This window comes from Borreliella lanei, assembly GCF_014205895.1.
GTDB classification, from domain to species: Bacteria; Spirochaetota; Spirochaetia; order Borreliales; family Borreliaceae; genus Borreliella; species Borreliella lanei.
Genome location: NZ_JACHFC010000001.1, coordinates 18,294 through 33,419 on the forward strand (window position 1 = coordinate 18,294; position 15,126 = coordinate 33,419).

Consider the following 15,126-nt stretch of genomic DNA (forward strand, 5'->3'; position numbering starts at 1 on the left):
TTATACCTCTCTTTTTTTATTACGAGCTATACTAATTTTGCTACTAAGCTCTTTTATTTTATCTCTTAAAACAATTGCATCTTCAAATCTCTCATCATTAACAGCTTCTTCTAACTCAAATTTAAGCTTATTAATAAGCTTTTTTTTAGACAATCTCTCGCCTGAAATAATTGTTTCAAAATCATAGCCAACATTTTTATTTTTATTATTAAGTTCTTTTTCTAAAATATTTTGAATCTTTTTAACAATTGTCTTAGGAGTAATATTATTTTTTTTATTATAATCAATCTGAATTTGACGTCTTCTATTAGTCTCCTCAATTGCCTCCTGCATAGCTACACTAATTTTGTCGTAATACATTATTACAAGTCCATTAGAATTTCTAGCAGCCCTACCAATTGTTTGTATCAATGAAGTAGTAGATCTTAAAAAACCCACCTTATCAGCATCTAATATTGCAACAAGAGATACTTCTGGAATATCTAAGCCCTCTCTAAGCAAGTTAATGCCAACAATAACATCAATTTCAGATTTTCTAAGCAGCGAAATAACTTCCACTCTCTCAAGAGTGTCAAGCTCTGAATGTAAATATTTTGCCTTTATGCCAAGACTTACTAAATATTCGGTTAAATCCTCAGACATTTTTTTTGTCAAAGTGGTAATTAAAACACGTTCTTTAAGAGCTACTCTTTTTTGAATTTCACTGTAAAGATCTTCCATTTGCCCATCAGAGTGCCTAGTAATAATTTCAGGATCAACAAGACCTGTGGGACGAATTATTTGATCAACAACCACGCTACTTTTCTCATTCTCTTCAACACTCGGAGTTGCAGACACAAATACAACCTGATTAATTAATGCGTCAAATTCATCATATTTAAGGGGTCTGTTTTCAAGCGCTGCAGGAAGTCTAAATCCAAAGTTAACAAGATTTAATTTTCTAGAATGATCTCCATTATACATTCCCCTAAATTGAGGCAATGTAACATGAGATTCATCTACAAATAATAGATAATCTTTCGGAAAAAAATCAAAAAGACAATAGGGTCTTTCCATTGTGCTTCCACTCAAATATTTAGAATAATTTTCAATGCCCGAACAAAACCCTGTTTCTCTAAGCATTTCCAAATCATACTCTACTCTCTGCTTAAGTCTCTCGGCTTCTACAAGTTTGCCATTATCTTTAAAATATTGAAATTGAAGACTTAAATCATGAGATATTTTAGGTATTGCCTCTAATACGTTCTCATAAGGAATTACAAAATAAGATTTAGCAAAAAGGGTAAAACTATTTGTGGCTCCTAAATTTTTTTTAGAAAATGAACTAACCCTATATATTTCAACAATTTCATCAAAATCTAAACAAATTCGATAAGCAAACTCTCCATGCTCACTACTAGGCCAAATTTCAACAATATCTCCCTTAATTGAAAATTTATCTCTTTCTAGATTCATTAAAGTTCTCTCATAATAAAGCTCTACAAAAATATCTGATATTTCTTTAATAGAAATCTTTTGGCCTACAAAAAATTCTCGTGCTGATTTTTTGAAAAAATCTGGAGATCCAAGAGCATAAATTGAAGATACGGTTGCAACAACAATTACATCTCGTCTTTTAGCAAGAGACGTTACCGTTCTTATTCGCTTAATTTCTATCTCAGTATTAATAGTGGCTTCTTTTTCAATAAATAAATCTTTTGAAGGAACATAAGATTCTGGCTGATAATAATCATAATAAGAAACAAAATACTCAACAGCATTATTTGGGAAAAAATCCTTAAACTCTCTATAAAGTTGTGCTGCTAATGTTTTGTTGTGACTGACAACTAAAGCAGGCCTGTTCAGATCTTTGATTATATTTGCAATTGTAAAAGTCTTCCCACTACCTGTAACGCCTTTTAATGTTTGATATTTATTCCCCAGCAAAATAGAATTTTCAATCTCTTTTATTGCTTTAGGCTGATCACCAGCGGGAAGATATTCCGACTTCAAAAAAAAATCTATCATTAATTTAACGACCAAAATTTAATACACATTCTTATAAATTATATGATAATAAATTCTATATCAAGTATATAAATTCATTATAAATCAATATAATTTAATTAATCTTTGTTTAATAAAATAAAAGGAAATATTTGATGCAAAAAATCGAAGCTAAAAGAAAATTAAAAAATTACATTGTTCTTGAAGAAGATATCTATTTTAAAGAAGAAGCAATAAAAATTCAAAAAACAAATAATTCAACAGAAATTCTAAACAGATTTTACAAAGATCTAGAATTTGGCACCGCTGGAATAAGGGGAATCATTGGAGCTGGAACATGCTATATGAACACATATAATGTAAAAAAAATAAGCCAGGGAATATGCAATTATGTACTTAAAATAAATAAAAACCCCAAAGTTGCAATAAGCTATGATTCAAGATATTTTTCAAAAGAATTTGCTTACAATGCTGCTCAAATTTTTGCCTCAAATAATTTTGAAACATATATATATAAAAGCTTAAGACCTTCCCCCCAACTATCTTATACAATAAGAAAATTTGACTGTGATGTTGGTGTTATGATAACAGCAAGTCATAATTCAAAAGAATATAATGGATATAAAGCATATTGGAAAGGTGGAATCCAAATAATACCACCTCATGACACACTAATAACTAATGAAATTAAAAATACAAAAAACATAATAAATACAATTACCATAAAAGAAGGCATTGAAAAAGGAATCATTAAAGAACTTAGCAATGAGATAGACGAAGAGTATGTGGAATCAATAAACAAAGAATTCCCTGATTTTGAAAAGGACAGCAAAGAAACAAACTTAAAAATAGCCTACACAGCATTACACGGCACTGGTGGGAACATAATAAAAAAACTCTTTGCAAATAGTAAAATACAGCTTTTTTTAGAAAAAAGTCAAATACTACCAAACCCTGAATTTCCAACAATAAATTATCCTAATCCAGAAAAACAAACATCAATGCTTAAAGTAATAGAGCTTGCAAAAAAAGTAGATTGTGACATTGCCCTTGCAACAGATCCAGATGCTGACAGAATAGGGATTGCGTTTAAAGATCAAAGCGAATGGATATTCTTAAACGGAAATCAAATATCATGCATTTTAATGAACTATATACTCTCAAAAGAAATAAATCCTAAAAATACATTTGTAATATCATCATTTGTAACAACACCAATGCTAGAAAAAATTGCAGAAAAATATGATTCTCAAATTTTTAGAACTTACACAGGATTCAAATGGATAGGAAACTTAATTAATGAAATGGAAAAAAATGAACCAAATAAAAAATTTGCTTTTGCATGCGAAGAAAGTCATGGATATCTAATAGGAAGAAAGGTTAGAGATAAGGATGCATTTTCAGCCATAAAAGGGATTTGTTCTTTAGTGCTTGACTTAAAAGCCAAACAGCAAACAATTAAGGATTATCTTGAAAAGATATACAAAGAATTTGGATATTATGAAGAATTTAATATAGAAAAAACATTTGAAGGAGCTAATGGGGAAATTCAAAGAGAAAAGCTAATGCTAAAACTAAGAAAAGAACAAAAAGTACAATTCGCAGGAATTAAAATTATTGAAAAATTAGACTATAAAACTCTTAAAAAGATTAACTTTAAAAATGAAATTTCAGAAATCAAAGAATATAAATATCCCATAAACGCAATAAAATTTATACTTGAAAACGAAATTATAATAATTGTAAGACCCTCTGGAACAGAGCCAAAAATTAAATTTTATATATCTGTAAAGCTAGAGTATAAGGAAAAATACAAAATATTTGGTATAATAAATGCAATAAAGATGGAGATAAAAAAATATTAACATAACAGAAAATTTAATAAATTTGGTAGAAATAGATTCAAAAGAAATTGCAAGAAAAAATAAAAATAAAGAAGTTTCAATTTGGCACTTATTAATGTCTATAATTAACTCTTCAAAAAAATCCGAAATAAAATTTATAGATACCAAAACTCTAAAAAACATTAAACAAGAAGCTATATGCGAAATAGATAAATTAGAGAAAATTTTAATAGAAAAAAACGAGATAATTATTCCAAAAATTAATAAAGAAATCTTTACCCTCATAAAAGAAGCTAAAAAGGAATTTAAATCCAAACCCTTAATAGGGGCAAAAGAAATTTTTTATCAAATATTAAAAAATAAAAAACTTCTTAAAAAGCACAAACTAAGTAAATCCAGCTTCAACTTTAAAGATCAAAATATATTAGAATACATGGAAAAAAATAAAATAAGATTAATTGAAACTTACAAAGAATTTGATGAAGAAATACGACTTGAAAATGAACACTTCGAAATTGGAAAGTATGTCAAAAATTTAACAGCACTTGCAAAAGATAGAAAATTAGACCCTTTGATTGGAAGAGAAGCAGAGATCAAAACTCTTACAAATGTACTCTTGAGAAGAAATAAAAATAGCGCAATGCTAATAGGCGAACCTGGTGTAGGAAAAACAGCAATAGTTGAAGGACTTGCATCAAGCATAGTACAAAAAAAAATAAGTAGCAAACTGCAAGACAAAACAATTTTAATGCTCAAGGTTTCAAACTTGGTATCGGGAACAAAATATAGAGGCGAGTTTGAAGACCGTTTAAATAATATAATTAAGTATATTGAAAAAAACAAAAACACAATAATATTTATTGACGAAATACACACTCTAATAGGAGCTGGAAACTCCGAAGGAGCTCTTGATGCATCAAATATACTAAAACCATCACTTTCTAGAACTGAAATACAAATTATTGGGGCAACCACTTACAATGAATATCGAAAATATATTTCAAAAGACAAGGCATTCGCCAGAAGATTCCAAACAATTACTGTAAGAGAGCCTGATGAAAAAGATACACTAAAAATAATCGAAAATATTGCAAAAAATTTTGAAGACTATCATGGAGTGATCTATGAAAAAAGTGCGCTTTTAAATATAGTAAAACTTTCATCCAAATATCTAATAAATAAAAGATTCCCAGATAAAGCAATAGATATAATAGACATCGCCGGTGCAATTAAAAAGGAAGAACTTACAAAAGACAATATTATAACATCAGATGATATACAAAAGGCAATAAATGAAATACTATCTATTAAAACAGCAAATAACACTAAAGAAGAAATTTTAGAATTAAAAGAAGTAGAAAGCGAAATAAATAAAAAAGTGATTGGACAAAAACATGCAGTAAGCGAACTTATTAAAGAAATTATTAAAGTCAAACTTGGGCTTAATGACGATTCTAAGCCTTTAACCTCAATATTGTTAATAGGATCAAGTGGCTGTGGAAAAACTGCTTTAACTGATGAAATATCTAAAAAAATTATCAAAGATCAAAATTCAGTATTAAGACTAGATATGTCAGACTATAAAGAAGAAAGCTCTATTTCAAAATTAATTGGCACAAATCCAGGATACGTAGGCTACTCTGATGGAGGCATTCTGACAAATAAATTAAAACATTCATTTGAAACTTTAATATTGTTTGAAAACATTGAAAATGCCCACAACTCTATATTAAACCTAATAAGTCGAATGCTTGAAAATGGAGAACTTATTGACAGCAAAGAAGATAAAATACTGTTTAAAAACACAATTATAATAATGACTACAAGCATTGGATCTAGAATGCTTCTTGGAGAAAAAAATATTGGATTCAACAAAAATCAACAAAAAAGCTTAGAAACAAAAAACTTTAAAGAAGAAATAAAACAAGATCTTGAAAAAAGATTTAAGTTATCCTTTTTAGACAGAATTCAAAAAAAAATTATCCTAAATGTTCTCACAAAAGACAATGTAGAAGAAATTTGCAAAAACTACTTAGACACCCTTAAAACAAAATTTTACTCTAAAGGAATCGAGATAGAAATAAAAAAAGATGTTGATAAATTCATAACCACAAAATACTATAAAAAAAATTCAGGGGCAAGAAGCGTAATTGCTGCAATAAAAGAAAAAATAGAAGAAAATATTATCACCAAAATAGCTGAAAATCAAAACATAAATAAAATAACGATTTATTTAGAAAAAGAAAAAATAATAATAGAATAAAGAGGAATTATATTATGTTTAAAAAAGTAGAAAACAAGGCAAATTTTCCTAAAATAGAAGAAAAAATATTAAAATTTTGGAATGACAATAAGATCTTTGAAAAATCAATAAAGCAAAGAGAAGGATGTGAAGAATTTACATTTTATGACGGACCGCCTTTTGCAACAGGACTTCCTCATTTTGGACATTTTGTTCCAAACACAATAAAAGACATAATTCCAAGATATCAGACAATGAAAGGCAAATATGTTAAAAGAAATTTTGGATGGGATACTCACGGATTACCTGTTGAATACGAAGTAGAAAAAAAACTGGGAATTTCTGGCAAATACGAAATAGAAAATTATGGTATTGAAAATTTTAACAAAGAATGCAAAAAAATAGTACTCAGATATACAAAAGAATGGAAAAATATAATCTTGAGACTTGGAAGGTGGGTAGATTTTGAAAAAGGCTACAAAACCATGGATACAAGCTTCATGGAATCTGTATGGTGGGTATTTAAAAATCTTTATAACAAAGGTTTAATCTACGAAAGTTACTATGTACTCCCCTATTCCCCAAAGCTTGCAACCCCGCTTTCAAATTTCGAAGTGAATCTTGGAGAATACAAAGAGGTCAATGACCCATCATTAACAATAAAATTTAAAATCAAAGATAAAAACGAATACTTACTAGTATGGACAACCACCCCTTGGACATTGCCCTCAAACCTTGGAATCGCAGTAGGACAAGAAATAGAATATTCTAAAATTTTTGACAAAAAAAAAGAAGAGATTTTAATACTTGGATCAAAAAGGCTTAATAGTTATTATGATGATGAAAATTCATATACTATTATTGAAAAATTCAAAGGAAGCAAGCTTGCAGGCATAGAATATGAACCTATTTTTAACTACTTTTTAGAACAAAAAGATAAAGGGGCTTTCAAGGTACATACAGCTGATTATGTTACAACTGACGATGGAACAGGAATTGTTCATCTTGCTCCTTTTGGAGAAGAAGACTACAGAATACTTAAAAAACACACAAATGTCGATATAATAGACCCCTTAGATGCTGAATGTAAATTCACAAACCAGACAAAAGATTTTGAAGGACTTTTTGTAAAAGATGCTGATAAAAAAATAATAGAAAACCTAAAATTAAGCAATTTTTTATTCAAAAGAGAAAATTATCTGCACAGGTATCCATTTTGCTATAGAACAAATTGCCCAATTATTTACAGACCAATAAGCTCGTGGTTTGTAAATGTAGAAAAAATAAAAACCAAACTCTTAGAGGTAAATGAAAAAATTAATTGGATGCCAGCCCATTTAAAAAAAGGAAGATTTGGAAAATGGTTAGAAAATGCAAAGGATTGGGCAATAAGTAGAAACAGATTTTGGGGAAATCCAATTCCAATTTGGATATGCTCAAAAACAGGAAAAAAAATTTGCGTTGGATCAAAAAAAGAGCTTGAAGACCTATCTGGTCAAAAAGTCGAAGACTTACACAAAGACCAAATAGATAAAATAACCTGGCCAAGCAAAGATGGTGGCACATTTATCAGAACAAGCGAGGTTCTTGATTGTTGGTTTGAATCTGGAGCAATGCCTTACGCAAGCAACCATTATCCATTCGCAAATGAAAATAATTTTAAAAATATATTTCCTGCTGACTTTATTGCAGAAGGCTTAGATCAAACAAGAGGATGGTTCTATACTCTTACAATCCTGGGAGCTGCTCTTTTTGAAAACACAGCATTCAAAAACGTAATTGTAAATGGACTTGTGCTTTCAAGCGATGGAAGAAAAATGTCAAAATCATTTAAAAATTATACAGATCCAATGCAAGTAATAAACACTTTCGGAGCCGATGCCTTAAGGCTTTATTTAATAATGAGCCCTGTAGTTAAAGCCGATGATTTAAAATATAGCGACAATGGAGTAAGAGACGTTCTTAAAAATATAATAATACCCATTTGGAACGCTTATTCATTTTTCACAACTTATGCAATAATTGATAAATTCAAACCTCCAAAAAATCTAAGCCTAGCTAAAAACAATAGCCTTGACAAATGGATCATAAGCGAACTTGAAAGCCTAAAAAAAATACTAAATACAGAAATAGATAAATACAATCTAACAAAATCAATAGAATCTTTACTTGAATTTATAGATAAATTAAACAATTGGTACATAAGAAGATCAAGAAGAAGATTTTGGAAATCAGAAAACGATAAAGACAAAAATGATGCCTACGAAACATTATATTATGCAATAAAAACTTTAATGATTTTACTTGCTCCTTTTATTCCATTTATAACAGAAGAGATTTATCAAAATTTAAAAACCGATGAAGATAAACAATCAATACACCTCAACGATTATCCAAAAGCAAATGAAAATTTCATTAACAAAAAAATTGAAGAGAAAATAAATCTCGCAAGAAAAATAACTTCAATGGCAAGATCACTCAGATCATTGCACAATATAAAAATACGTATGCCCATTAGTACGATATATATTGTCACAAAAAATCAAAATGAACAAAATATGCTAATGGAAATGCAAGAAATAATATTAGATGAAATAAATGCAAAAGAAATGAAAATAAAATCTAACGAAGAGGAGCTTATAACTTACAAAGCAAAAGCAAACTTTAAAGAACTTGGGAAAAAGCTTGGAAAAGATATGAAAGCGGTATCTGCTGAGATTAGCAAGCTAAAAAATGAAGACATAATAAAAATAATAAATGGAACATCTTATGAAATAAAAATAGCTAATGCAAAACATTATTTATCATTAAATGATATAATTTTAGAAAGAGAAGAAAAAGAGAACTTAAAAGTAATCAATGAAGAATCCATTACAATAGGAATAGATTCGCTTATCACTAAAGAATTGTACTTAGAAGGGCTTACAAGAGAATTTGTAAGACAAATACAAAATTTAAGAAAAGAAAAAAATTTTGATGTTAGCGATAGAATAAATTTATACATAGAAAATAATGAAACATTGAAAGAAATACTAAATAAATTTGAAAAATACATTAAAACTGAAACATTGACCTTAAGTATCATATCAAACAAAAGTAAGCTAGAAAAAAAAATAAACCTTGCCGATGACATATTTACACTAATAGGAATTGAAAAATGTTAAAAACATTAACAAAAATACTCACCATTTTATGTCTCATAGTAGGATGCGCCAGTCTGCCTTACAGCCCTCCAAAACAAAAACTAAATTACTTAATGGAACTTTTGCCTGACGCAAATTTATACGCCCATATAAATTTAATTAAAAACAGGTCTATTTACAACTCCTTAAGCCCTAAATACAAATCCATTCTCGGGCTTATAAGCGATTTATACTTTAGCTATAAAAAAGAAAATAACGACTTTGCTCTACTAATAATGGGCAATTTTCCAAAAGATATTTTCTGGGGAATTCATAAAAATAGAAATACAGAATCAATAGGTAATATACTTACAAATCCAAAATGGAAACTTAAAAATTCAAATATATACATTATCCCAAACAAAGCTAGAACCAGCATTACAATAGCCCAAAAAGATAAAATCATAAAAGACAATAATATACTAACAACAAAATACATTAAGGAAGTAGGAAAAAATGAAATGTTTTTTTGGATCCAAAATCCAGCATTATTGCTCCCAAACCAAATAGTAAGCAGCAAAAATTTAATCCCTTTTAGCAGCGGAACCCTGTCTATAAACAGCTTAAATCAAAAAGAATATATTTTTAAATCCCTGATCAAAACAAATAACCCGCCAATACTAAAAATATTATCAAAAAGGTTAATTCCAACTGTCTTGACAAGCATGACCAATCTCACAATATCAAGCCACATAAAGACCACAATAAAAGACCAAAATACAGTAGAAATAGAATTTAATATTCAAAAATCTAGCGTTGAAAACCTTATAGAAAAACTGGCTTCAAACATTCAAACCTAAAATGAGGTATTATTCTGCTTTTTGCAAGTAAAATAATGATACAAAGCTCCAATTTTACCAGATTCATTATTAAATTTAGTAGGCTCAAGTGTTACAAGATTTTTTATATTATTATTATTATCAAAAGCCATTTCTAAAGACCATAAATTTTCTAATTTTTCATATATTTTATCTATTAAATCGGGCCTTGCGCTTATTCCTCCTCCAATCAAAATTTTTTCAGGATTTAAAATAAAAGTTAAATTAAAAATACCAAATGACAAATTCTCAAAAAATCTATCAACTTCATTTTTGGCATGAATATTCCCATTCTCAGCTAGATCAAAAACAAATTCTCCTGAAATCTCTTTTAAAGGCTTCCCTAATCGCATAGCAACTCTTTTTCTTAAGGCATAAACAGAAGAAATGGATTCCCATCTACAATTAAAAGGAATATTATTGCTGATACCTCTAGTAATCATAAATCCAACTTCTCCAGACATAAAAGAACTCCCTCTTAAAAGCTTGCCATTTGCAAAAATTCCAGCACCAATTCCTGTGCCAAGAGTTATAGCAATAAAATCATTGGAGTCAATGGCATTGCCCTTAAATTTTTCTGCCAAGGCTACACAATTAGCATCATTTTCAATCTCTGTACTTACTCCGGTTAAAGATTCTAATCGCTCTTTTAAAGGATAATTAACGAATCCAGAAATAGCATTTACCCTAAGGACATTTCCCTTAAGGTCAACAAACCCGGGAATACAAATTGCAACTCCCGCTATATCACTTGATTCTTTGTAAGAATTAATAAGGTTAACTAAAATATTTACTTGCTCATCAGAAGTAGCACCAGTGCTTATTTCATTTTTATCAAAAAAAACACCGCTTGAATCCGAAAGCGAATATTTAGTACTAGTTCCGCCAATATCAATTGCTAAATAACGTTTCATATTTATCCTCAGACCCTAATTGTACATAAATGATTATAAATTTTCCATAGCAATATAAGAAATTTTAGAAATCTTGTTTATAACTATTTGTGCTTTAATCATCTCTTTCAAATAAGAAACATGAGAAATTATACCAATTTGTCGTCCAGTCATCATTTGAAACTTAGAAAGCTTAGGCATAACTTGAGCCAAAGTATCTTCATCAAGATTGCCAAACCCTTCATCTAGAAAAAAAGCTTCTATTTTCAACTCACTATCCCTTATTTTATCAGATAAAGCCAAAGACAAAGCCAAAGACACAAGAAATTTCTCACCCCCAGACAAAGTTTTTACCGTTCTTATTTTATTAACATCTTTTTTATCTTCAATTAAAAAATCAAACTCCTTACTCTCTTTATTAGTTTTAAGCTCAAAATCAGGGAAAATCCACCTTAAATACTTTTCATTTGCCAGCCTTAAAATATCATTAATTAAAAAAGTTTGAACATAATATTTCAATCCAGAAGATCTAATAACCACCTTCCTTAAAACATCTAGTTTATCTTTTCTTTCTTTAGCAAGATTTAATTCCCCTCTCAGCGCGTCTAAATTAATTTTTTGTTGATTAATCTTTTTTTGAAGAGCTTGAAAATTTAAAAGCTTGATTTTATACTTTTCGATATCTCTGGATAAAAATTCAAGCTTAGAGCTAATTGATAAGCTCAATTTTTGCAAGAAATGCAAACTATTCTTATTGATTTGTTCCAAAACAGTTTCTGATTCAAAAGAAAATGAACTAAAAAAAACATTTTTTAAATTTGAAATTATATTAATAAAACTATTTTGCTCTTCATTTAATCTCGCCTTTAAAGTTAATATAGATTCCTTTATAAATTTAATTTGAGTTTCGGTTTTAATTTTTAAATCTTCTAAATTTTTAAGATTTAAAACAAGCATATTCCATTCACTTTCTACCCTTTTCTGCTTAGCCAAAACAACATTAAATTCTCTTTCCAAAGAAGAATAATCGTTAAAACTTAAATTTAAATTAAGCTTTAATAATAAACTCTTAATCTTTAAAAGATTTTGATCATAATTTTTATTTTTCAAAGAAATTTCAATTTTTAAATCTTTTTTCCTAACCTTAAATCGTTCAAGCTTTTGCAATTTATTTTCAAATGCTAAAATTTTTTCTTTGTCAAAATAATTTATGTATTTGTCAAATAAATTTTTTCCAATCAAGCTTAAAATCTCAGCATTATTCTTTTTAAACTCCAAAGCATTAACCTCTTGTTTAGAGATTTCTTCTTGTCTACAAGATAGCTGATATTTAAGCTCATCAATTTGATTTTGTATCAAATGAAGTTTTGAATTTAAAGCGTAAAGCTCTTTCAAACCACAAACCGATAATTTATCTTTATGCTGATAATTTTTATATTCAGTCTCAATATATTTTAGTTTCTCTTTATCACTCTCAATAGAAAAATTTTTATCATCAAGATATTTTAACAACTCTTTATATAAGTCAATCTTAATAATATTTTTTTCCTTATTTTTATTAAAATCTTCTTTGTCAATGGATTTTAATAAAAATTCTAACCTATCTCTATATTTTGAAATCAACTCATCATTAAAAGCTTGAAACAATTTCAATGCTTCATAGTAAACATATTTGTCAAAATCAAAATTAGATTTCTCAGAAGAAATGCTTTTAATCTCATCATTTTTTTTACTCTGAGACATTAATAATTCTTTTTTTTCATTCTCAAGACTATTTTTCCTTAAAAGCAAGCTTTGATAATCATTCTCAACAAGTTTTAAATTAAAAAGATTGCAATTTTTGTTATAAAGCTCCTTAACATAATTAAAATTAAAATTATTGCTATCCAAATCTTTAATTTCTTTTAAATTACTCATCACTTTTGAAAGCTCTAAATCAAGTAATCCAATATCATTAAACAATTCACCTTGCATAGCAACTAGATTTTTCAAAGTCCAAAAATCTGAGCATAAATAAACTTTTCGATCCAAATCCAAATTTTCTTTTAATTTCTTTTGAAGGGAATGATCCTTCTCTAAAGAATTTTGATATTCAATCTGATAAGATAATTGATCCTCTAAAGAAGACATTTCAATTTCTAAACCCAAATATCTCTCATTAGACGCTATTGCCTGATTACACAAAGAAATAGCCCCTCTAATATTTTCAAGATCAATTTCTAATCGATCAATATCAACTAAATCCAAATAATCCTTAAGGGATTTATACTCACTCTCATCATAATCAAGAATTGATTTTTCATAAGATTCAGAATTCAACAATTTATCTATATTAAACTTTGTACGCTCAAAGTCACTTTTTAAATAAAATTCTAAATTATCATATTTTTTCAAATTAAAAATATTATCAATTATTGCTGCTTTTTCTTTAGGAGTTGATGTTAAAAATTCTTGAAAATTACCTTGTGGCAAAATTACAGTTTGACAAAATTGGTTAAAGTCTAATCGACAAAGACTTTTAATATGCTCTAAAACATCGGTTCGACCCTCAATAATCCTACCATCAAAAAAACAATTAAGCAACATGCTTTTAGGGGTCTCTATATTTTTTACATTAAGCTCAACAAAAGATTCATAAATCTTCCCAGAAATAGTAAACGTTAATTTAACATAAGCACTAGTCTCGCCTTTTGATATAATATCTACAATTTTTTTTCCAAGTCTGTAAACACGAGCATATAGCGCCAAAGTTATGCAATCTAAAATGGTGCTTTTACCTGATCCAGTATTGCCAGAAATCAAAAAAATGCCTGATTGTCTTAAAAGAAGTGTATCGAAATTTAACTCATGCTCACCCTTATAAGAAGCAATGTTTTTAAATATGAGCTTATTTATCCTCATATTCACCCAAATATCCGTTAGTTAAAACCTCGTTAAAAAGAGAAATGAGCTCTTCTTCCTTAAATTTGATATCCCTAATAACACCGTTCTCAAAATCTCGTCTCAACTTTTTCTCAAAAAAATATTTTTCATCCATTTCAAGCACTTCAAGCTCTTCAATAAAGTTGGAATCATCTTGCAAATCCTGACTTGAGGGTAAAGAATAGGAAATAGAAACTAAATTAATAAAATTAAGCCTTGCTAAATCATAAATAGTCTCCTCAGCACTAGTATCAACTGCTTCATTAAGTTCAATTTTCAAATAAATAGTAAAAGACTCTTCTTTTTTAACATTAGACAAAAAATCAAGAACTTCATTTAAAGAACCTTTAACAAAGATTAATTTATTAAAAACCGGCACCGGAAATGCTTCTTGCAAGATTAATTTATTGTCATTAAAATGTAAAACATTTATATATTTATCGCAGGTCTCATTAAATGAATATTGCATAGGAGATCCTGAATAAACAATATTATCTCTTAGTTTCATGAATTTATGAATATGCCCAAGAGCAACATAAGAAAAACCATTTCCAAAAACATTAAAAGGGATAATATAACTGCCTCCCAAGGCATCAATCTTTTTGCTACTACCAAAAAAAGAGTGCGCCATTAATATCTTAGGAATTCCTTTATACTTGTTTTCTAAAAAATTGGATAAATTTGATATCTTTTCTCTGTAAGCATTTTCTAAATTTTCAAGAAATAGCTTACTGGAAGACTGATCTTCTAAACCAAAAATATTGTCAAAACTTTGCCCTAAAATAAGCCTTTCATTTATATGTGGAAGACAAACAATAATAAACTTAAGATTTTCATTATCCTTTAATAAAACTATTTGCTCGTCAGAATCATACTCTGTTATTAAAAAAAAATTAAACCGTGAGAGAAGTTTTTTATTTATACTCAAATAATCCTTTTTGTCATGATTTCCAGAAATAACCACACACCATTTACAAGAAGTAAAAGAAAGCTCATAAAAAAAATTATTCACTAATCTTTGCTCCTCAAAACCAGGTCTTTTGGAATCATAAACATCCCCAGCAACAAGTAGAAGATCTATCTTTTCTTTTTTAATAAATTCTAAAAGAAAAGATAAAAAATTTTTCTGCTCTCTAAGTATTGAAAAATTTTCAATTTTTTTTCCTATATGCCAATCTGAAGTATGCAGAATTTTATAATTGCTCACAAAATACTCTCACTTTTTTTAATTCTTAAATT

The 15,126-nt window shown here is 28.2% G+C and carries 8 protein-coding genes; 4 read left to right on the forward strand and 4 right to left on the reverse strand.

Translation table 11 applies throughout. The annotated features are described in order from the left end of the window. Positions 1–2,007 carry an excinuclease ABC subunit UvrB gene (uvrB, locus tag HNQ06_RS00065; protein ID WP_184106736.1) on the reverse strand — a complete coding sequence of 669 codons (2,007 nt, stop codon included), beginning with the start codon at positions 2,005–2,007 and terminating at the stop codon, positions 1–3. Between the two features lie 134 nt (positions 2,008–2,141). On the opposite strand from uvrB, the gene HNQ06_RS00070 reads away from it, so the two are divergent. From HNQ06_RS00070 to HNQ06_RS00085, 4 genes are read left to right on the forward strand one after another with little or no spacing between them, the layout of a single operon-like run. After that, complete coding sequence (locus HNQ06_RS00070) at positions 2,142–3,851, forward strand: phospho-sugar mutase (protein ID WP_184106738.1); 1,710 nt, start codon at positions 2,142–2,144, stop codon at positions 3,849–3,851. A 22-nt stretch (positions 3,852–3,873) separates the two neighbouring features. Continuing rightward, positions 3,874–6,093, forward strand: a complete 2,220-nt coding sequence (locus HNQ06_RS00075; protein WP_184106740.1) for an AAA family ATPase — start codon at positions 3,874–3,876, stop codon at positions 6,091–6,093. A 14-nt stretch (positions 6,094–6,107) separates the two neighbouring features. Continuing rightward, on the forward strand, positions 6,108–9,236 hold the full coding sequence (gene ileS / locus HNQ06_RS00080; protein WP_184106742.1) for an isoleucine--tRNA ligase: 3,129 nt from the start codon (positions 6,108–6,110) through the stop codon (positions 9,234–9,236). After that, positions 9,230–10,054 carry a hypothetical protein gene (locus HNQ06_RS00085; RefSeq protein WP_184106743.1) on the forward strand — a complete coding sequence of 275 codons (825 nt, stop codon included), beginning with the start codon at positions 9,230–9,232 and terminating at the stop codon, positions 10,052–10,054. The genes ileS and HNQ06_RS00085 overlap by 7 nt, the downstream gene beginning before the upstream one ends. Here the strand turns inward: HNQ06_RS00085 and HNQ06_RS00090 are convergent. The 3 genes from HNQ06_RS00090 to HNQ06_RS00100 are packed head-to-tail and all read right to left on the reverse strand — an operon-like array spanning position 10,051 to position 15,094. After that, positions 10,051–10,986 (reverse strand): ROK family protein, encoded by a 936-nt coding sequence (locus HNQ06_RS00090; protein ID WP_184106745.1) that lies wholly within the window; start codon positions 10,984–10,986, stop codon positions 10,051–10,053. The genes HNQ06_RS00085 and HNQ06_RS00090 overlap by 4 nt on opposite strands. A 33-nt stretch (positions 10,987–11,019) precedes the next feature. Beyond that, a complete protein-coding gene (locus HNQ06_RS00095) occupies positions 11,020–13,866 on the reverse strand; it encodes an AAA family ATPase (RefSeq protein WP_184106747.1) in 2,847 nt (948 codons plus the stop codon). Further along, positions 13,853–15,094, reverse strand: a complete 1,242-nt coding sequence (locus HNQ06_RS00100; protein WP_184106749.1) for an exonuclease SbcCD subunit D — start codon at positions 15,092–15,094, stop codon at positions 13,853–13,855. Before HNQ06_RS00100 ends, HNQ06_RS00095 begins: the two co-directional genes overlap by 14 nt. Positions 15,095–15,126: the final 32 nt, after the last annotated feature.

Coding starts and splice junctions, on each gene's coding strand:
- uvrB (WP_184106736.1), bottom strand. CDS start 2,007: ATGATAGATTTTTTTTTGAAGTCGGAATATCTTCCCGCTGGTGATCAG.
- HNQ06_RS00070 (WP_184106738.1), top strand. CDS start 2,142: ATGCAAAAAATCGAAGCTAAAAGAAAATTAAAAAATTACATTGTTCTT.
- ileS (WP_184106742.1), top strand. CDS start 6,108: ATGTTTAAAAAAGTAGAAAACAAGGCAAATTTTCCTAAAATAGAAGAA.
- HNQ06_RS00085 (WP_184106743.1), top strand. CDS start 9,230: ATGTTAAAAACATTAACAAAAATACTCACCATTTTATGTCTCATAGTA.
- HNQ06_RS00090 (WP_184106745.1), bottom strand. CDS start 10,986: ATGAAACGTTATTTAGCAATTGATATTGGCGGAACTAGTACTAAATAT.
- HNQ06_RS00095 (WP_184106747.1), bottom strand. CDS start 13,866: ATGAGGATAAATAAGCTCATATTTAAAAACATTGCTTCTTATAAGGGT.